We start from the raw sequence: 13,660 nt of genomic DNA on the forward strand, positions 1-13,660 counted from the left end.
GGATGAAGTTCACCATCGAGGTCGATCGCACGCCCGAGGAAGCCCGGCACGCCTTCGGCCTTCCGGACGTCGAGCCATGCAGGACGCCGCCCTGGCCAGGATGGGGCAGCAGATGAGCGACGCCGTGGCCAGCCTCACGCCCGGGGCGATGCTCCGGGCATGGCTGCCGTTCTCGCCCTGGCCCCCCGCGCAGATGCAGGATGCCATGTCGAACCTGTTCAAGGCCCCCTTCGCCGCGCGCGAGCCGGAGAACGCCTGAAGCGGGCTCGCGGCGCGAAGGGGCGGATGCCGGGCTATGCCAGGCGCGGCGCCGGCTCGCCCAGCGGGTTGGGTGGGGCGGGCCGCGCCTTCACGAAGGGCGGGTTGCTGAGGCGCATGAGGTGCCAGGGGCTCGGCATCTCGCCCACCCGCGCCTCGATCAGGCTGGGGCCTTCCGCCTCCAGCGCGTGGCGCAGCGCGGCCTCCAGCGCCGGGCCGTCGTCGGCGCGGGCGAAGGGCACCTCGAAGGCCTCCGCCAGGCGCGCGAAATCGGGGTTCTGCAAGCCGGTGCCGTAACTCTCGCCGAACTGGTCGCCCTGCATGCGCCGGACATTGCCGAAATGGCCGTCGTTGAACACCACGGTGGCCACGCGCAGCCCGTATTTGCGGGCGGTCGCCAGCTCCTGCATGCCCCAGCCGAAGCCGCCATCGCCGGTGATGCCCACCACCGCCCGCCCGCCCGCGCCCGCCGCCACGCCGAGCGAGGTGGGGAAGCCGTAGCCCAGCGTGCCCTGGTAGCCCGGGTTGATGAAGGTGCCGGGCCGGTACACCGGGTAGGCGAAGCGCGCGTAGTAGCCGACCTGGGTCAGCTCGTTCACCAGGATGCCGTCCTCCGGGATGGCGGCGCGGAGGGCGCGGACGAAGCCGTGCTGCGGCTCGATCGCGTCCGACTGCGCGGCCGCCCAGGCCCGAACGCGGTCCAGGTCGTCCCCGCGCGGAAGGCGGCGGGCGACGGCGGCGGCCAGCGCCTTCAGGCCCAGGGCGGCGTCCGCCTCGATCGCGACCGTGGGCTCGCGCGGGGGCGCCCAGGCGGCCGGGTCGATGTTGAGGAAGACATAGCGGGCGGCGGCGCTCGGCCAGGCGGGGGTCGCCACCGCCGTGTCCACGAAGCGGCTGCCCACCACCAGCACCACGTCCGCATGGGCGAAGACGGCCCGGCCACCCAGTGCGTTGAGCGCCAGCGGATGGCGGTCCGAGAGGGCACCGCGGCCGTTCTCCCCCATCACCACAGGGGCCTGCAGGCGCTCGGCCAGCAGGCGAAGGGCCTCGGGCGCCTCTCCCCCGACGGCGCCGCCGCCGGCGAAGACCACCGGGAAGCGCGCGCCGTCCAGCAGGGCAGCGGCGCGCTCCACTGAGCCGGGATCGGGGGCGAGGCGGAGGTCCTCCCGGCCGGGGGGCAGCAGCTTCACCTCGCCGCTCGCGCTCAGCACGTCGTGCGCGATCTCGATGGCCACCGGGGCGGGGCGGCCGGAGGTCATCCGGCGCACCGCCTCCCGCACCAGGGCGGGCACCTCCGCCGGCGTGGAGGCGCTGCCCTGCCACTTGGTGACGGAGGCCAGCACGCCCGTCTGGTTCCGGATCTCGTGCAGCAGCCCGAAGCCCTTGCCCACCGCCGGGCCGTAGATGTTGCCGGCGATGCACAGCACCGGGGAGTTGCAGGCGAACGCCGTGGCGAGGCCTGCCGCGGCGTTCAGCACCCCCGGCCCCGGCACCACCATGCAGGTGCCGAAGCGTCCCGTGGCGCGCGCGAAGCCGTCCGCCATGTAGGAGGTGGCCTGCTCGTGCCGCGGCACGGTGAGGCGGATGCGGTCCGCCGCCTGCCGCAGCCCGTCCACCGCCCAGTCGAGCTGCACGCCGGGGATGCCGAAGACATCCGTCACCCCTTCCTGGATCAGCTGCCCGGCCAGGGCCTGGCCTCCTGTCATCGTCATGCCAGTTTCTCTTTCCTGCTTGCCCGGACGGGCATCCGCTGTTCGGCGGCGCGTGGCGCGCTCATTCGGTCCGCCCCAGCGTTCCCAGAAGGTCCCGCCAGCGCGCGGACTCGGCCGACAGGAAGCGCGCGAACTCCGCATGGCCAAGGAAATCCGGCTCCGTCGCGAGAGCGAGCAGACCGCGCTGCGCGTCCGGCTCCGCCACGATCTCGCCCACGGCACGGGAGATGCGCTGGCGCATCGCCTCCGGCAGTGCTGCCGGGCCGAACAGGCCCATCCAGGCCGTGACGGAAAAGCCGGGCACGCCGCCTTCGGCGATCGTCGGGATGTCCGGCGCCAGTTGCGCGCGCCGGCCGCCCGTGAGGCCGATCGCGGCCAGCGTGCCCGCCTGGATGTGTGCCTGCGCCGAGGTCAGGTCCACGCAGGCCAGCGGCAGGTTGCCGGCCAGCACGTCGGTCACGGCCGGCGCGCTGCCGCGATAGGGGATGTGCACGAGGTTCGATCGCGTCGTCCGTGCCAGCGTGACGATGGCCAGGTGCTGTGCGCTGTTGGTGCCGGTGGTGCCAAAGCTGAGGCCGTTCGGCTCCGCCTTCGCGCGGGCGATGACGTCGGGCAGGTTGCGCAGGCCCGAGGCGGCGCCGGCGACCAGCACGAGCGGGATCTCCGCCACCCTTGCCAGCGGAGCGAGCTGCGCCAGCGGATCGAAGGGCGTGGCATCCGGGGTGTGGGGGTTGATCACCACCGCCCCCGTGGCTCCGATGCCGAGCACGCTCCCATCCGCCGGCGCCCGCGCCAGCAGCGTGAGCCCGAGGGTGCCGCCGGCGCCGGGGCGGTTGTCCGCCACCAGGTTGCGCTCGATGCGCGGGCCCAGCCCCGCCCCGATCAGGCGCCCGACGCCGTCGGCCGAGGCGCCCGCGGCGAAGGGGATGATGAGTTGCCCGGGAGGGCGCGCGCCGGTCTGTGCCCGCCCAGTGGTGGGCAAGGTGGCGGGCAGGGCCGCGAGGGCCAGCAGCGCCCGGCGTCTGGTTGGCGTCATTCCCGTTTCCTCCGTCGCGCCGCCGGTTTTCCGGCCTTCGTTCCCCTGGCCCCGCGACCGGGCACCGGGTTCAGTCAAGAAAGAAGGGCGTCTCCGAAGCGGCATCTCCGCGCAGGAGCAGGTCGAAGCGGAAACGGCGCAGGCCGTCCGCCGGTGCTTCCTCCTTGGCCACGAGGCGGGCGCGGAGCGCGGCGTCGGGCAGGGCGCCCAGCACCGGGTCCGCCGCGTTGGCCGCCTCCTGCTCCGGGAAGAACACGGTGGTGACCAGGCGCCGCATGATGCCGGAGCCGAGGATGCCGAGGTTGACGTGCGGGGCGCGCGTCGCCGCTCCGTCGGCGAAGCCGCCCGGCATCACCGTGCGGAAGCTGTAGTGGCCGGCCGCGTCGGTCCAGGCGCGGCCCCAGCCCAGGAAATCCGGGTCGGCCTCCCGCCAATGGGGATCGAGCGGGTGGCGGAAGCGGCCGGCGGCATCGGCCTGCCAGGCTTCCAGCACCGCGTTCACGCAGGGGCCGCCGCCCTCCTCCAGCACATGGCCGTGCAGCAGGATCGGCTCGCCGCGCGCGGTGGGCGCGGCTTCTGCGGAAAGGCGCGTCAGGTCGTTGTCCCCTTCCTGGAAGAAGGAGCGGGGAAAGAAGGGGCCGATCGTGTGCCAGCCGGTGGCGGGCATGGGGGCGTTGGGCCTTGCCATGGGTGGTTCTCAGGGAAGCGGCGGCGTGGCGTGGCGGCCGCGCAGCACCATCGCGTGGCGATAGGCCAGCCACTCGCCCTCCACCTCCTCGGTCGGCACCGCCTGCGCCACGAGCCGCGCGCGGGCCTCCGGATCGGGCAGGGCGTTCAGCAGCCGGTCGCGCGCGTTCAGCGGGTCCCCCGGGAAGTACATCTGCGTGACCAGGCGCGAGAGGCTGCCCGGCCCCAGCACGGAGAAATGCACGTGGGGCGGGCGCCACCAGCGGCCGGAATCCGGCACGGGGTAGGCTCCGGGCCGGATGGTGAAGAAGGCGTAGCGCCCTTCCCCATCGGTCAGCGCGCGCCCGTTGCCGATGAAGTCGGGATCGAGCGGCGCGTCCCGCCGGTCCAGCGGGTTGCGGTAGCGCCCGGCGGCGTTGGCCTGCCAGATCTCCACGATGGCGTGGCGCACCGGCCGCCCGTCCTCGTCCAGCACCTGTCCGGCGATGTGGATGAGCTGGCCCATCGCGGGGCGCCCCTCGGGGGACAGCGCGAGGTTGTCGTCCCCCGGGCGGAGCTTGGCCGTGAGGTCGAGCGGGCCGGTCAACTCCGTGCGCGTCACCGGCCGGCGGAAGGGCGGGCGCGAGGGGTTGCGCCTGACCGTGTTGGCATAGCCCTCGATCGGCACCTGCGGCTGGCCGCCCTCGTCATAGGGCAGGAAGCGGTCGGGCAGGTCGGTGCGGGGGATCACGGCGCGCCTCCTTCAGCGGATCACGACGGGTTCGGCGAGGCGAAGCGCGGCGAGCCGGGCCGGATCGGGCACGAGGCCGAGGCCCGGGCCGTCCGGGCAGTGCAGGCGCCCGCCTTCCACGCGCAGCGCGTCGGGCGCCACGATGTCCTCGGCCAGCAGGGGCCAGCCGCAATCCATGGGGTGCGGGGCATCCATGCCGAGCGCGAGGGCCATCTGCACGTTGGCGGCCGTCGCGAGCCCGGTTTCGTAGAAGCTGTGGATGGAAGGGGTGAGGCCGCAGAGCCGCGCGGCCGAGGCCATGTCCCGCAGCCCCGCCACGCCGCCCCACAGGAAGAGGTCCCCCAGGACGATGTGCGGTGCCCCGCGGCGGGCGGCCGCCACGATGTGCTCGGGCTGGGTGACGCACATGTTCGTCGCCAGCGGGGTGGAGACGGCGCCCGAAAGCCGCGCCAAGCCTTCGATGCCGTCCGTCGGGTCCTCGAAGAACTCCAGTTCCAGCGGTTCGAGCGCCTGGCACAGGCGCGTCGCCTCCTCCGTCTCGTAGGCGGCGTTGGGATCGAAGCGCAGCCTGGCGGCGGGCCCGAGCCTGCGGCGCAAGGCGGTCAAGGCCGCCAGGTCCCAGGCCTGTCCCGTGCCGGCGCTCTTGTACTTGAAGGCGGCCACGTCCCAGCGCTCGGCGATGCCCGCGGCGAGTTCGCCCACACGCGCCGCCTGGGCGGGGTCGGCCATGTGCGCCGCCAGTTCCGCCCGCGTGACCTTGCGGCCGGGCACGGCGGCGGGAAGCGGGCAGGCGATCGGCACGGAGCCGCCGCGCCGCCCGTCGCCCAGCGCCGCGCGCAGGGAGCGCCCGTCCTGCCGCGACACCGCGTCCCAGCCCGCCAGTTCCAGGGCGGCGAAGGCGGCCAGGCCGTTGCGGCCGTTGCGGTTCTCAAAGCCGATGCGCGCAAAGTCCCGCCGGAGCGCGTTGCGCTCCGCGCGGAGGTCCCGGCCGATCCAGTCCGCGGCGAGCTTCGCGGCGAGCGCCGCCACCTCGGGCGCGCCGACCGTCTCGCCCCAGCCGGTGGTGCCGTCGCGCGTGCGGATCTCCACCACGGTGCGGGCCTGCCGGTCGGTCAGGTACATGGCGCTGACGTAGAGGTCGCGGAGCGGCAGGGAAACGCGGTGCAGCCGCACCTCCTCCACCGCGCAGCCACCCCGGGTGCTGCCGTGCAGCGCCGGCAGCTCGGGCGCCGCGAGTGAGACGCCGAGCGCTGCGGCGGTCCGGGCCGCCTGCTCCAGCGGCACGGCGCCGGGCGCCAGGGGCGCCACCGCCAGCTGCACGCCGCAGGCACGGGCCAGCGCGGCGAGCTCCGACACGCCCTCCGGCCCGCCCGTGGCGAGGGTCGCCACCACCAGCCGCCGCGCGGGATCGAGGCAGGCCTGCACGGGCTCCGTGTCCGGTGCCGCACCGGTCTCGATCAGCACGGGATCGGCCGCCGGGCCGCCCCGGGCGTCGTGCATGTCCTCGCCCGCCACCCTCGCCCGCAGCGCGTGCAGGGCGGTCCATACGGCGCCGAAGAGCGGGCGGTCGGCCGCGGGCAGCGCTGCCCAGCGCAACAGGGCACCGCTGGCGGGGCCGTCCGCCAGAGCCTGCCCGGCCATGCCGGCTGCCAGGGCGGCCAGCCCCTGGGTGGAGGCCCCCGGCGGCAGGGCGCAGGCGCCCTCGGCGCCGTTCAGGGCGCGCACCACCACCGCACCATCCCGCAGGACCACCCCGGCGATGCGGACACCCGACCCGCTTTCTTGCTGAACCATCGACACTGGCGAACCCCAAGCCCCGCCATCACGCCGAATATGGTTTACATAGTCAACCATCTATTTCATGGTCAGCCCGCTCAGAGAGACCCCCGGCAAGGGGGCCTGCAACGGCATGATGGAGGAAACGCGGTGATGGGCATGACGCGACGCCAATCCCTGGGGCTGCTCGCCGGCACCGGCTTGTCGGCATGGGCGCCGGTGGCGCGCGCGCAGGGCGAAGCCTATCCCGACCGGCCGCTCCGCATCGTCGTTCCCTATGCGCCCGGCGCAACGAACGACCTGGTGGCGCGGATCGTCGCGACGAAGCTGAGCGAGCAACTCGGGCAGGTCTCCGTGGTGGTCGAGAACCGCTCCGGCGCGCAGGCCATCGTCGGCTCCGAGGCGGTGGCCCGCGCCAAACCCGATGGCTACACGCTGCTCATGGGGGCGAGCGGCCCCATGGTCTTCAACCCCGCCACCTACGACCGCCTGCCCTACGACACCCTGCGCGACTTCGCGCCCGTCTCGCTGCTGGTCTCGTTCCCGCTGGTGCTCGTCGTGTCGGCGGCCTCGCCCATCCGCTCCGTGCAGGAACTCGTCGCCTACGCGAGGGAGGAGCCGGGGCGGGCCACCTACGGATCCCCCGCCGCCAGCTTCCAGCTGGCCACCGAGCTCTTCGCCAAGAAGGTCGGCGCGACCTTCCGCTACGTCGCCTATCGCGGCACGGCCGATGCGGTGAATGCCGCCGCGGCGCAGGAGGTGACGATGTGTCTCGGCGATTCCGCGGGCGTGGTGGGCGCGGTGCAGGGCGGGCGCGTGCGTGCCCTGGCCGTCACCTCGGCGGCCCGCCTCGCAACCCTGCCCGACGTGCCGACCCTGGCCGAACTGGGCATCCAGGGCAGCGAGGTGGAGCTGTTCACCGGCCTGCTCGCGCCCGCCGGGACGCCCGTGCCGATCGTGCAGAAGCTTCAGGCAGCCCTGGCCACGATCATGCGCCAGCCCGACACGCGCCAGCGTATGGACATGCTCGCCCTCACCTCCGTCGGCAGCACCGCGGAGGAGTTCTCCGCCCTCATCGCGCGCGAGATCGATCTCTGGCGCACGGTGGCGCGCGAAGCCAACATCCGGATGGAGCGCTGAAGGAACGGGATTGCAGAGGTAAGGACATCCGCCATGCTGCGCTACAGCTTCCTGCCGAGCGACTACAACCCGATGGTGCTGCTGCTGGGCGAGGCCGAGGACCTTCGCCTGCTGGGCGGCACGCTTCGCCACTTCGCCGCCGAGCCGCGGGAGGCGCGCTTCGAGGAGCTGGGCTTCGCGACGCCCGACGGCGGCACGACCATCCTCCTGCGGCCGGCCTCGGACCGCGCCGGCATGCGCCGGACCGGGGAGGGAGAGGCGCTCGAATGGCTGCTCTCACCCGATCAGGCCCGCGCCTTCGCGGAGCAGCTCTACACCCTCGCCTCGCCGGATTCCCCGGCGGGTTCCGAGATGCTCGGCCCCGATGCCGCGAACGCGCGCGAGGGAATTCCGGTGAAGGCCTCCCGCGGAGAGTTCAGCGACAGCTTCCTTGTTTCCGAGCGCTGAGGCGGTGCGCGACACGGCTTGACACCACGTTCCACCAACCATACGTCTGAAGAAATACGAGAATGATGTCCGTCTAGCGGACACGCTGTCAGGAGGAGGAGGGGCGCCGGAGCAGACGGTGCGCCCCGCCCGGCCAGGAGGAACAAGCGATGAGCGACGGTGCGCGGAGCGGCTGGGTGGACAGCAAGCGCGGCTTCATCAGCCGCGACATCTTCGTCGATCCCGCAGTGTACCAGCGGGAGCTGGAGAAGCTCTTCACCCGCGCCTGGCTCTTCGTGGGGCATGAAAGCCAGATCCCCAATCCCGGCGACTTCTTCACCTCCCGGATGGGGGAGGAATCCGTGATTCTCTGCCGCGACAAGAAGGGCGAGGTGCACGTCTTCCTCAATTCCTGCCGGCACCGCGGCATGAAGGTCTGCCGCTACGAGCAGGGCAACACCTCGCTCTTCACCTGCCCTTATCACAGCTGGACCTATGCGACGGACGGCAAGCTGCAGGGCGTGCCGCTCTACAAGTCGTTGTATGACGGCGTGCTGGACCGCTCCGAGCACTCGCTGATCGAGGTGCCGCGGCTGGTGATCTACAAGAGCACCGTCTGGGCATCCTGGGACGCCGAGGCGCCGGACTTCTTCACCTATCTCGGCGATGCCAAGCAGCACCTCGACCAGGCGCTGGACTGCCGCGACGGGCGCGAGGGCGGGTCGGAGGTGATCGGCGTGCACAAGTGGGTGTTCCCCGCCAACTGGAAGTTCGCGGCCGAGAACTTCCTTGGCGACACCTACCACAATCCGAGCCACCGTTCGGTGGACCTGATCGGCATCGGCCCCAGCGCCGCCGCCGGCGTGAAGGGCCGCCGCGACGACGAGCTGGCCAAGGCCAAGCACATCTGGGTCAGCTTTCCCCAGGGGCACGGCGTGCACAGCGCCATCGCGCCCGAGAACAACGAGTACGTAAACTCCTTCGTGAGCAATCCGGAGATCGAGGAGTATTTCCGCCACTGCTTCGAGGAAAGGAAGCGCCGAATGGGCGAGCAGGCGCGGCTGCTGCCCTTCACCGGCACGATCTTTCCCAACACCTCCTACCACGGGCGCCAGCCGCGCGGGCTCTGCACCTGGCATCCGCACAGCCCGACCGAGACGGAGGCCTGGCGGTTCTTCCTGGTGGACGCCGACGCGCCCGCGCAGGTGAAGGAATACCTGCGGCACTACTACATGCGCTATTCCGGCCCGGCGGGGATGACCGAGCAGGACGACATGGAGAACTGGCTCTACGCCACGCGGGCCAGCACGGGCACCATCGCGCGTCGTCACCCCTTCAACTACCAGCAGTCCCTGCACGCCTCCACCATGAACGAGCACGTGCCTGGCAAGGTCAGCACCCAGATCACCGAGGAAATGGCGCGTGGCTACTACGGTGCATGGGACGCCTACATGCACGACGCCGGCTGGCCGAGGCTGCTCGGCCAGGACGCCGCCCAGCCCGCAGCCGCCGAGTAAGGGCGGTGGTCGTCATCGTCACCGGCGGGACCTTCGGGATCGGCCGGTCGATCACGCTGGAGCTGGCGGGGCGCGGCCACGAGGTCGTGGCCTTCGGCATCGAGGCCCGCCAGGTGTCCAGCACCGCCGAGAACGCCATCCCGGCCCTGCGGGAGGAGCTGGAGCGCCGGGGACTGGAAGCCCACGTGATGGAAGCGGATGTCAGCCAGGCCGGCGACGTGCAACGCGTGATGGAAGCCGCGCTGGAGCGCCACGGCCGCATCGACGCCCTGGTGAACAACGCCGCCATCGGGCCGCTCGGCACCGTGCTGGACACGGAGGAGGCGTTGTGGGACCGCATCATGGCGGTGAACCTGCGCGGCCCCTATCTCTGCGCCCGCGCGGTGCTGCCGCACATGATCCGCCAGGGCGGCGGCGTCATCGTGAACGTCGGCTCGGGCGCGGGCTACGGCAAGCCGAACATGGCGGCCTACAGCACCAGCAAGGGCGGGCTGCACGCGCTGACCATGGCGCTGGCCTATGATCACTTCCGTGACCACGTGCGGGTCAACACCGTGATACCCGGCGGCGGCGGCATCGTGACAGGAATGAGCCTCGGACGGACCGACGGCAATCCCGCAAGCTTCGGCCGCGGCGCGCCCGGCACCGCCGCCGGCCGCGTGGCAACGGGGGATGACCTGGCGCGCGCCGTCGCCTTCCTGCTGTCGGACGACGCGGCGGTGATCTCCGGCACCGTGATCGATGTGGGCTGCTTCGCGCATCAGGGCGGCCCCGTGCCGCCCGCGCGCGCGGCCTGAAGCCAAGGGGAACGCCATGAGCGACGTCATGACCGCCGGGCAAGCCAAGCGCGGCCTTGCCTGGTTCGCGCTGAAGCAGGAGGTGGAGGAGTTCCTCTACGCCGAGGCGGAGATGCTGGACGACCGGCGCTTCGAGGAATGGCTGGGCCTGCTGGCCGAGGACATCACCTATTTCATGCCGATGCGCCGGAACGTGAAGTTCGGCCAGCACGCCGAGCGCGAGAACACGAAGCTCGGTGCCGGCATCAGCTGGTTCGACGAGGACAAATGGACGCTGACCAAGCGCGTGGAGCAGATCCTGACCGGCGTGCATTACGCCGAGGAACCGCTTTCCCGTGTGTGCCACATGGTCACCAATGTCCAGCTCCTGGACGTCTCCCCGTCGCCGGAGGAGGCACGCGAGGTGACGGCGCGCAGCCGGTTTCTCGTCTACCAGAACCGGGTGGAGTACGAGACCTACTTCTTCGTCGGCAAGCGGACGGACGTGCTGCGCCGCACGGCTGATGGATGGCAGATCGCGAAGCGCGAGATCATTCTCGACCAGAACGTGCTTCTGGCGAAGAACCTGACGGTGTTCTTCTGATGCGCCCTCATCGCGGGAGAGAAGCATGATCAACCTGGTGGCGCTTAAGCCCGGTGACACCGTTCAACTCAAGGACGGCAGCACCGGCGAGGTCGTGGAGAACCCGCAGGACGGGATGTGGATCATGATCCGCTACATCGTGTCCCCCGCCGATCCCGACCTCGTCGGCACGGAGGAACTTTGCCATGCCGAGCAGGTCGCGGACGCCGGCTGAAGCGGGAAGGGGCGGCCCATGACGGAGACGATCGAGACGGACGTGCTGATTATCGGGGCGGGGCCCGTCGGCCTGACGCTCGCGATGGACCTTGCCTGGCGCGGCATCAACGTGACGGTGGCGGAGCTTCGCGCCGAGGGCGAGCCACCGAGCGTGAAATGCAACCACGTCTCGGCGCGCTCCATGGAGATCTTCCGGCGCCTTGGCGTCGCGGCCGCGCTGCGCGACGCGGGGCTGCCCGCGGATTACCCGAACGATATCTCCTACCGCATCACCGCGACCGGCGAGGAATTGTCGCGCATTCCCATTCCCTGCCGCGCCGACCGCTATACGGCCACGGAGGGGCCCGACACACACTGGCCGACGCCCGAGCCGCCGCACCGCATCAACCAGATCTTTCTCGAGCCCATCCTGTTCCGACACGCGACCGCCATGCCAGGGCTGCGCGTTCTGAACCGCGTCCGGGTGCTCGGCTTCGAGCAATCCGAGGTCGGGGTCAGCGCGGCCGCGGAGCGGCTGGAGGACGGATCGCGGCTGCGCATCGCCTGCGCCTATCTGGTCGGCTGCGACGGCGGTGCTTCCCCCACGCGCAAGGCCATCGGCGCGACCTTCCAGGGCGATCCGGTGGTGCAGCGCGTGCAGTCCACCTTTATTCGCGCACCCGACCTGCTGTCGCGCATGCCGGCGCGCCCGGCCTGGGCCACCTTCTCGCTCAACCCGCGCCGCAGCGGCAACATGTACGCGATCGACGGGCGCGAGACCTGGCTGATCCACAACTACCTGCGCCCCGATGAGACCGACTTCGAGGCAGTGGATCGCGACCGCTGCATCCGCCTCATCCTCGGTGTGGGCGAGGACTTCCGCTACGATGTCATCAGCAAGGAGGATTGGATCGGGCGCCGCCTGGTGGCCGATCGCTTCCGCGACCGGCGCGTGTTCCTTTGCGGCGATGCCTCCCACATCTGGGTGCCGATGGCCGGCTACGGAATGAATGCCGGCATCGCCGACGCGATGAACCTGTCCTGGCTTCTCGCCGGCGCGCTGTCCGGCTGGGCCGCGCCCGCGATCCTCGACGCCTATGAGGCGGAGCGGCTGCCGATCACCGATCAGGTTTCGCGCTTCGCCATGGCGCATTCCCAGGCACTCAGCAGCCAGCGCAGCGGCGTGCCCGACAACATCGAGGCACCTGACGCGGAAGGCGAGGCGGCGCGCCGGCGCCTTGGCCGGGAGGCCTATGACCTCAACGTCAACCAGTATTGCTGCGGCGGGCTGAACTTCGGCTATTTCTACGACCACTCGCCGATCATCGCCTATGACGGGGAGGCCGCTCCGGGATACACGATGGCCGGGTTCACGCCCTCCACCGTGCCGGGGTGCCGCACGCCGCATGTCTGGCTGGCGGACGGCGTGTCCCTCTACGACCGGCTCGGGCCCGGCTTCACCCTGCTGCGCACCGATCCGGCGATCGATGTTTCCCCGCTGGTGGACGCGGCCGCGCGGCGTGGGCTGCCGCTCGCGGTGCTCGATCTGCCGGATGCGCCGGCCCCCTATGCACGAGGGCTGGTGCTCTCGCGGCCGGACCAGCATGTCGCGTGGCGGGGCGAGCGCCTGCCCGCCGATCCGCTCGCGCTGGTCGATCTCCTGCGCGGTGCCGCGCCGGATGCGGAAGCGCCCCGGCCCGTGCCCGCCATGGCGGGCGCGTGACGCGGCAGGACGACGGGCCTCGGGGCCGGTCTCTTCGGGGCCGGTCTCCTCGGGGCGGGTCTCCTCGGGGCGCCTCGTAGCAGCAGGGAAGGAAACAGGAATGCGCTGGCTGGCTCTCCTCCTTGGCCTCGTCGTCGCACTGCCGGCCGCCGCGGCGGATGCCTGGCCCAACCGCCTGATCCGCCTGATCGTGCCTTACCCCCCCGGCGGCCCGGCCGACATCATGGGGCGCCTGGCCGCGCAGAAGATCGGCGAGCGCCTGGGCGTCACAACCGTGGTGGAGAACCGCTCCGGCGCCAGCGGCACCGTGGGGGCGGAAGCCGTGCACGTGGCGCCGGCCGATGGCTACACCCTGCTCGTCGCGCCCAGCGTGCACATCATGGGGCAGCAGGTGATGCGCAACGTGCCCTATGATCCGATCGGCGACTTCACGCCGGTGGCGCGCTTCGGCCAGGGGCCGCTGCTCGTCCTGGCCAATCCCGGCGTGCCCGGCCGCACGATCGCGGAGGCCCTGCCGGCGATCCGCGCGCGGCCGAACAGTTTCTCCTTCGGCCTCTCCGCTCTCGGCGCGGCCAACCACCTGGCGGTGCTGGACTTCAACCGGCTCGCGCGCCTCGACCTTCTCATCGTGCCCTATCGCGGCTCCGCTCCGGCGCTGACGGACCTGCTGGGCGGGCAGGTGCAGTTGATGATCGATCCCATCATCGGCGCCCTGCCCCATGTGCGCGACGGCCGGCTGAAGGCGCTCGCCGTCACCAGCCCGCATCGCAGCCCCATCGCGCCCGGGATCCCGACGGCGGCCGAGAGCGGCCTGCCCGGGCTGGAGATCGTGTCGTGGTACGGCGTCTGGGGGCCGCGCGGCCTTCCCGCGGAGGTCGTCGCGCGGGTGAACGAGGCGCTCAACCAGTCCATGCGCGAACCGCAGGTGATCGAGCGGCTGGCATCGCTCGGCTTCGAACCGGTGACGGAAAGCCCGGCCGAGTTCGTGGCCTATATCAACGCCGACCTGCGCCGCAGCACGGCGCTGCTGCGCGCCGCGCGCTTCAATCCGGAGTAGCGACGTGCGGGGCGCGCCACGTC

14 protein-coding genes are annotated in these 13,660 nt (G+C 71.8%); 9 read left to right on the plus strand and 5 right to left on the minus strand.

What is annotated here, in order from left to right; genetic code table 11:
• Positions 1-76 precede the first annotated feature (76 nt).
• Positions 77-259, plus strand: coding sequence for a hypothetical protein (locus tag ACFFIC_RS10985; protein WP_377050205.1), 183 nt, complete (start codon positions 77-79; stop codon positions 257-259).
• Positions 260-293: 34 nt separating this feature from the next.
• Here the strand turns inward: ACFFIC_RS10985 and ACFFIC_RS10990 are convergent, their stop codons facing one another.
• The 5 genes from ACFFIC_RS10990 to ACFFIC_RS11010 all read right to left on the minus strand — a co-directional run bounded on the left by ACFFIC_RS10990 (position 294) and on the right by ACFFIC_RS11010 (position 6,217).
• Positions 294-1,970, minus strand: coding sequence for a thiamine pyrophosphate-dependent enzyme (locus ACFFIC_RS10990; protein WP_377050206.1), 1,677 nt, complete (start codon positions 1,968-1,970; stop codon positions 294-296).
• Between the two features lie 61 nt (positions 1,971-2,031).
• Entirely contained in the window at positions 2,032-3,006 is a 975-nt protein-coding gene (locus ACFFIC_RS10995; RefSeq protein WP_377050207.1) for a Bug family tripartite tricarboxylate transporter substrate binding protein, read from the minus strand.
• Between the two features lie 70 nt (positions 3,007-3,076).
• Complete coding sequence (pcaG, locus tag ACFFIC_RS11000) at positions 3,077-3,694, minus strand: protocatechuate 3,4-dioxygenase subunit alpha (RefSeq protein WP_377050208.1); 618 nt, start codon at positions 3,692-3,694, stop codon at positions 3,077-3,079.
• A gap of 9 nt (positions 3,695-3,703) precedes the next feature.
• Positions 3,704-4,423 carry a dioxygenase family protein gene (locus ACFFIC_RS11005; RefSeq protein WP_377050209.1) on the minus strand — a complete coding sequence of 240 codons (720 nt, stop codon included), beginning with the start codon at positions 4,421-4,423 and terminating at the stop codon, positions 3,704-3,706.
• Positions 4,424-4,435: 12 nt separating this feature from the next.
• A complete protein-coding gene (locus ACFFIC_RS11010; RefSeq protein ID WP_377050210.1) occupies positions 4,436-6,217 on the minus strand; it encodes a mandelate racemase/muconate lactonizing enzyme family protein in 1,782 nt (593 codons plus the stop codon).
• 141 nt (positions 6,218-6,358) lie between these two features.
• Between ACFFIC_RS11010 and ACFFIC_RS11015 the strand changes: the two genes are divergently transcribed.
• The 8 genes from ACFFIC_RS11015 (at position 6,359) to ACFFIC_RS11050 (ending at position 13,637) form a co-directional block, all read left to right on the plus strand.
• On the plus strand, positions 6,359-7,339 hold the full coding sequence (locus ACFFIC_RS11015; RefSeq protein WP_377050211.1) for a Bug family tripartite tricarboxylate transporter substrate binding protein: 981 nt from the start codon (positions 6,359-6,361) through the stop codon (positions 7,337-7,339).
• Between the two features lie 33 nt (positions 7,340-7,372).
• Positions 7,373-7,786 carry a hypothetical protein gene (locus ACFFIC_RS11020; protein ID WP_377050212.1) on the plus strand — a complete coding sequence of 138 codons (414 nt, stop codon included), beginning with the start codon at positions 7,373-7,375 and terminating at the stop codon, positions 7,784-7,786.
• 149 nt (positions 7,787-7,935) lie between these two features.
• Positions 7,936-9,282 carry an aromatic ring-hydroxylating oxygenase subunit alpha gene (locus ACFFIC_RS11025; RefSeq protein WP_377050213.1) on the plus strand — a complete coding sequence of 449 codons (1,347 nt, stop codon included), beginning with the start codon at positions 7,936-7,938 and terminating at the stop codon, positions 9,280-9,282.
• Between the two features lie 5 nt (positions 9,283-9,287).
• Positions 9,288-10,079, plus strand: a complete 792-nt coding sequence (locus ACFFIC_RS11030; protein WP_377050214.1) for an SDR family NAD(P)-dependent oxidoreductase — start codon at positions 9,288-9,290, stop codon at positions 10,077-10,079.
• 16 nt (positions 10,080-10,095) lie between these two features.
• Positions 10,096-10,662: a 3-phenylpropionate/cinnamic acid dioxygenase subunit beta gene (locus ACFFIC_RS11035; protein WP_377050215.1), complete on the plus strand. Its 567-nt coding sequence runs from the start codon at positions 10,096-10,098 to the stop codon at positions 10,660-10,662.
• A gap of 25 nt (positions 10,663-10,687) precedes the next feature.
• Positions 10,688-10,876 (plus strand): hypothetical protein, encoded by a 189-nt coding sequence (locus ACFFIC_RS11040; RefSeq protein ID WP_377050216.1) that lies wholly within the window; start codon positions 10,688-10,690, stop codon positions 10,874-10,876.
• Between the two features lie 18 nt (positions 10,877-10,894).
• Positions 10,895-12,580 carry an FAD-dependent oxidoreductase gene (locus ACFFIC_RS11045; protein ID WP_377050217.1) on the plus strand — a complete coding sequence of 562 codons (1,686 nt, stop codon included), beginning with the start codon at positions 10,895-10,897 and terminating at the stop codon, positions 12,578-12,580.
• 100 nt (positions 12,581-12,680) lie between these two features.
• A complete protein-coding gene (locus ACFFIC_RS11050) occupies positions 12,681-13,637 on the plus strand; it encodes a tripartite tricarboxylate transporter substrate binding protein (RefSeq protein ID WP_377050218.1) in 957 nt (318 codons plus the stop codon).
• Positions 13,638-13,660: the final 23 nt, after the last annotated feature.

Origin of the sequence: Muricoccus vinaceus (genome assembly GCF_042433125.1) — a bacterium.
In the GTDB taxonomy this organism is placed as follows: Bacteria; Pseudomonadota; Alphaproteobacteria; order Acetobacterales; family Acetobacteraceae; genus Roseomonas; species Roseomonas vinacea.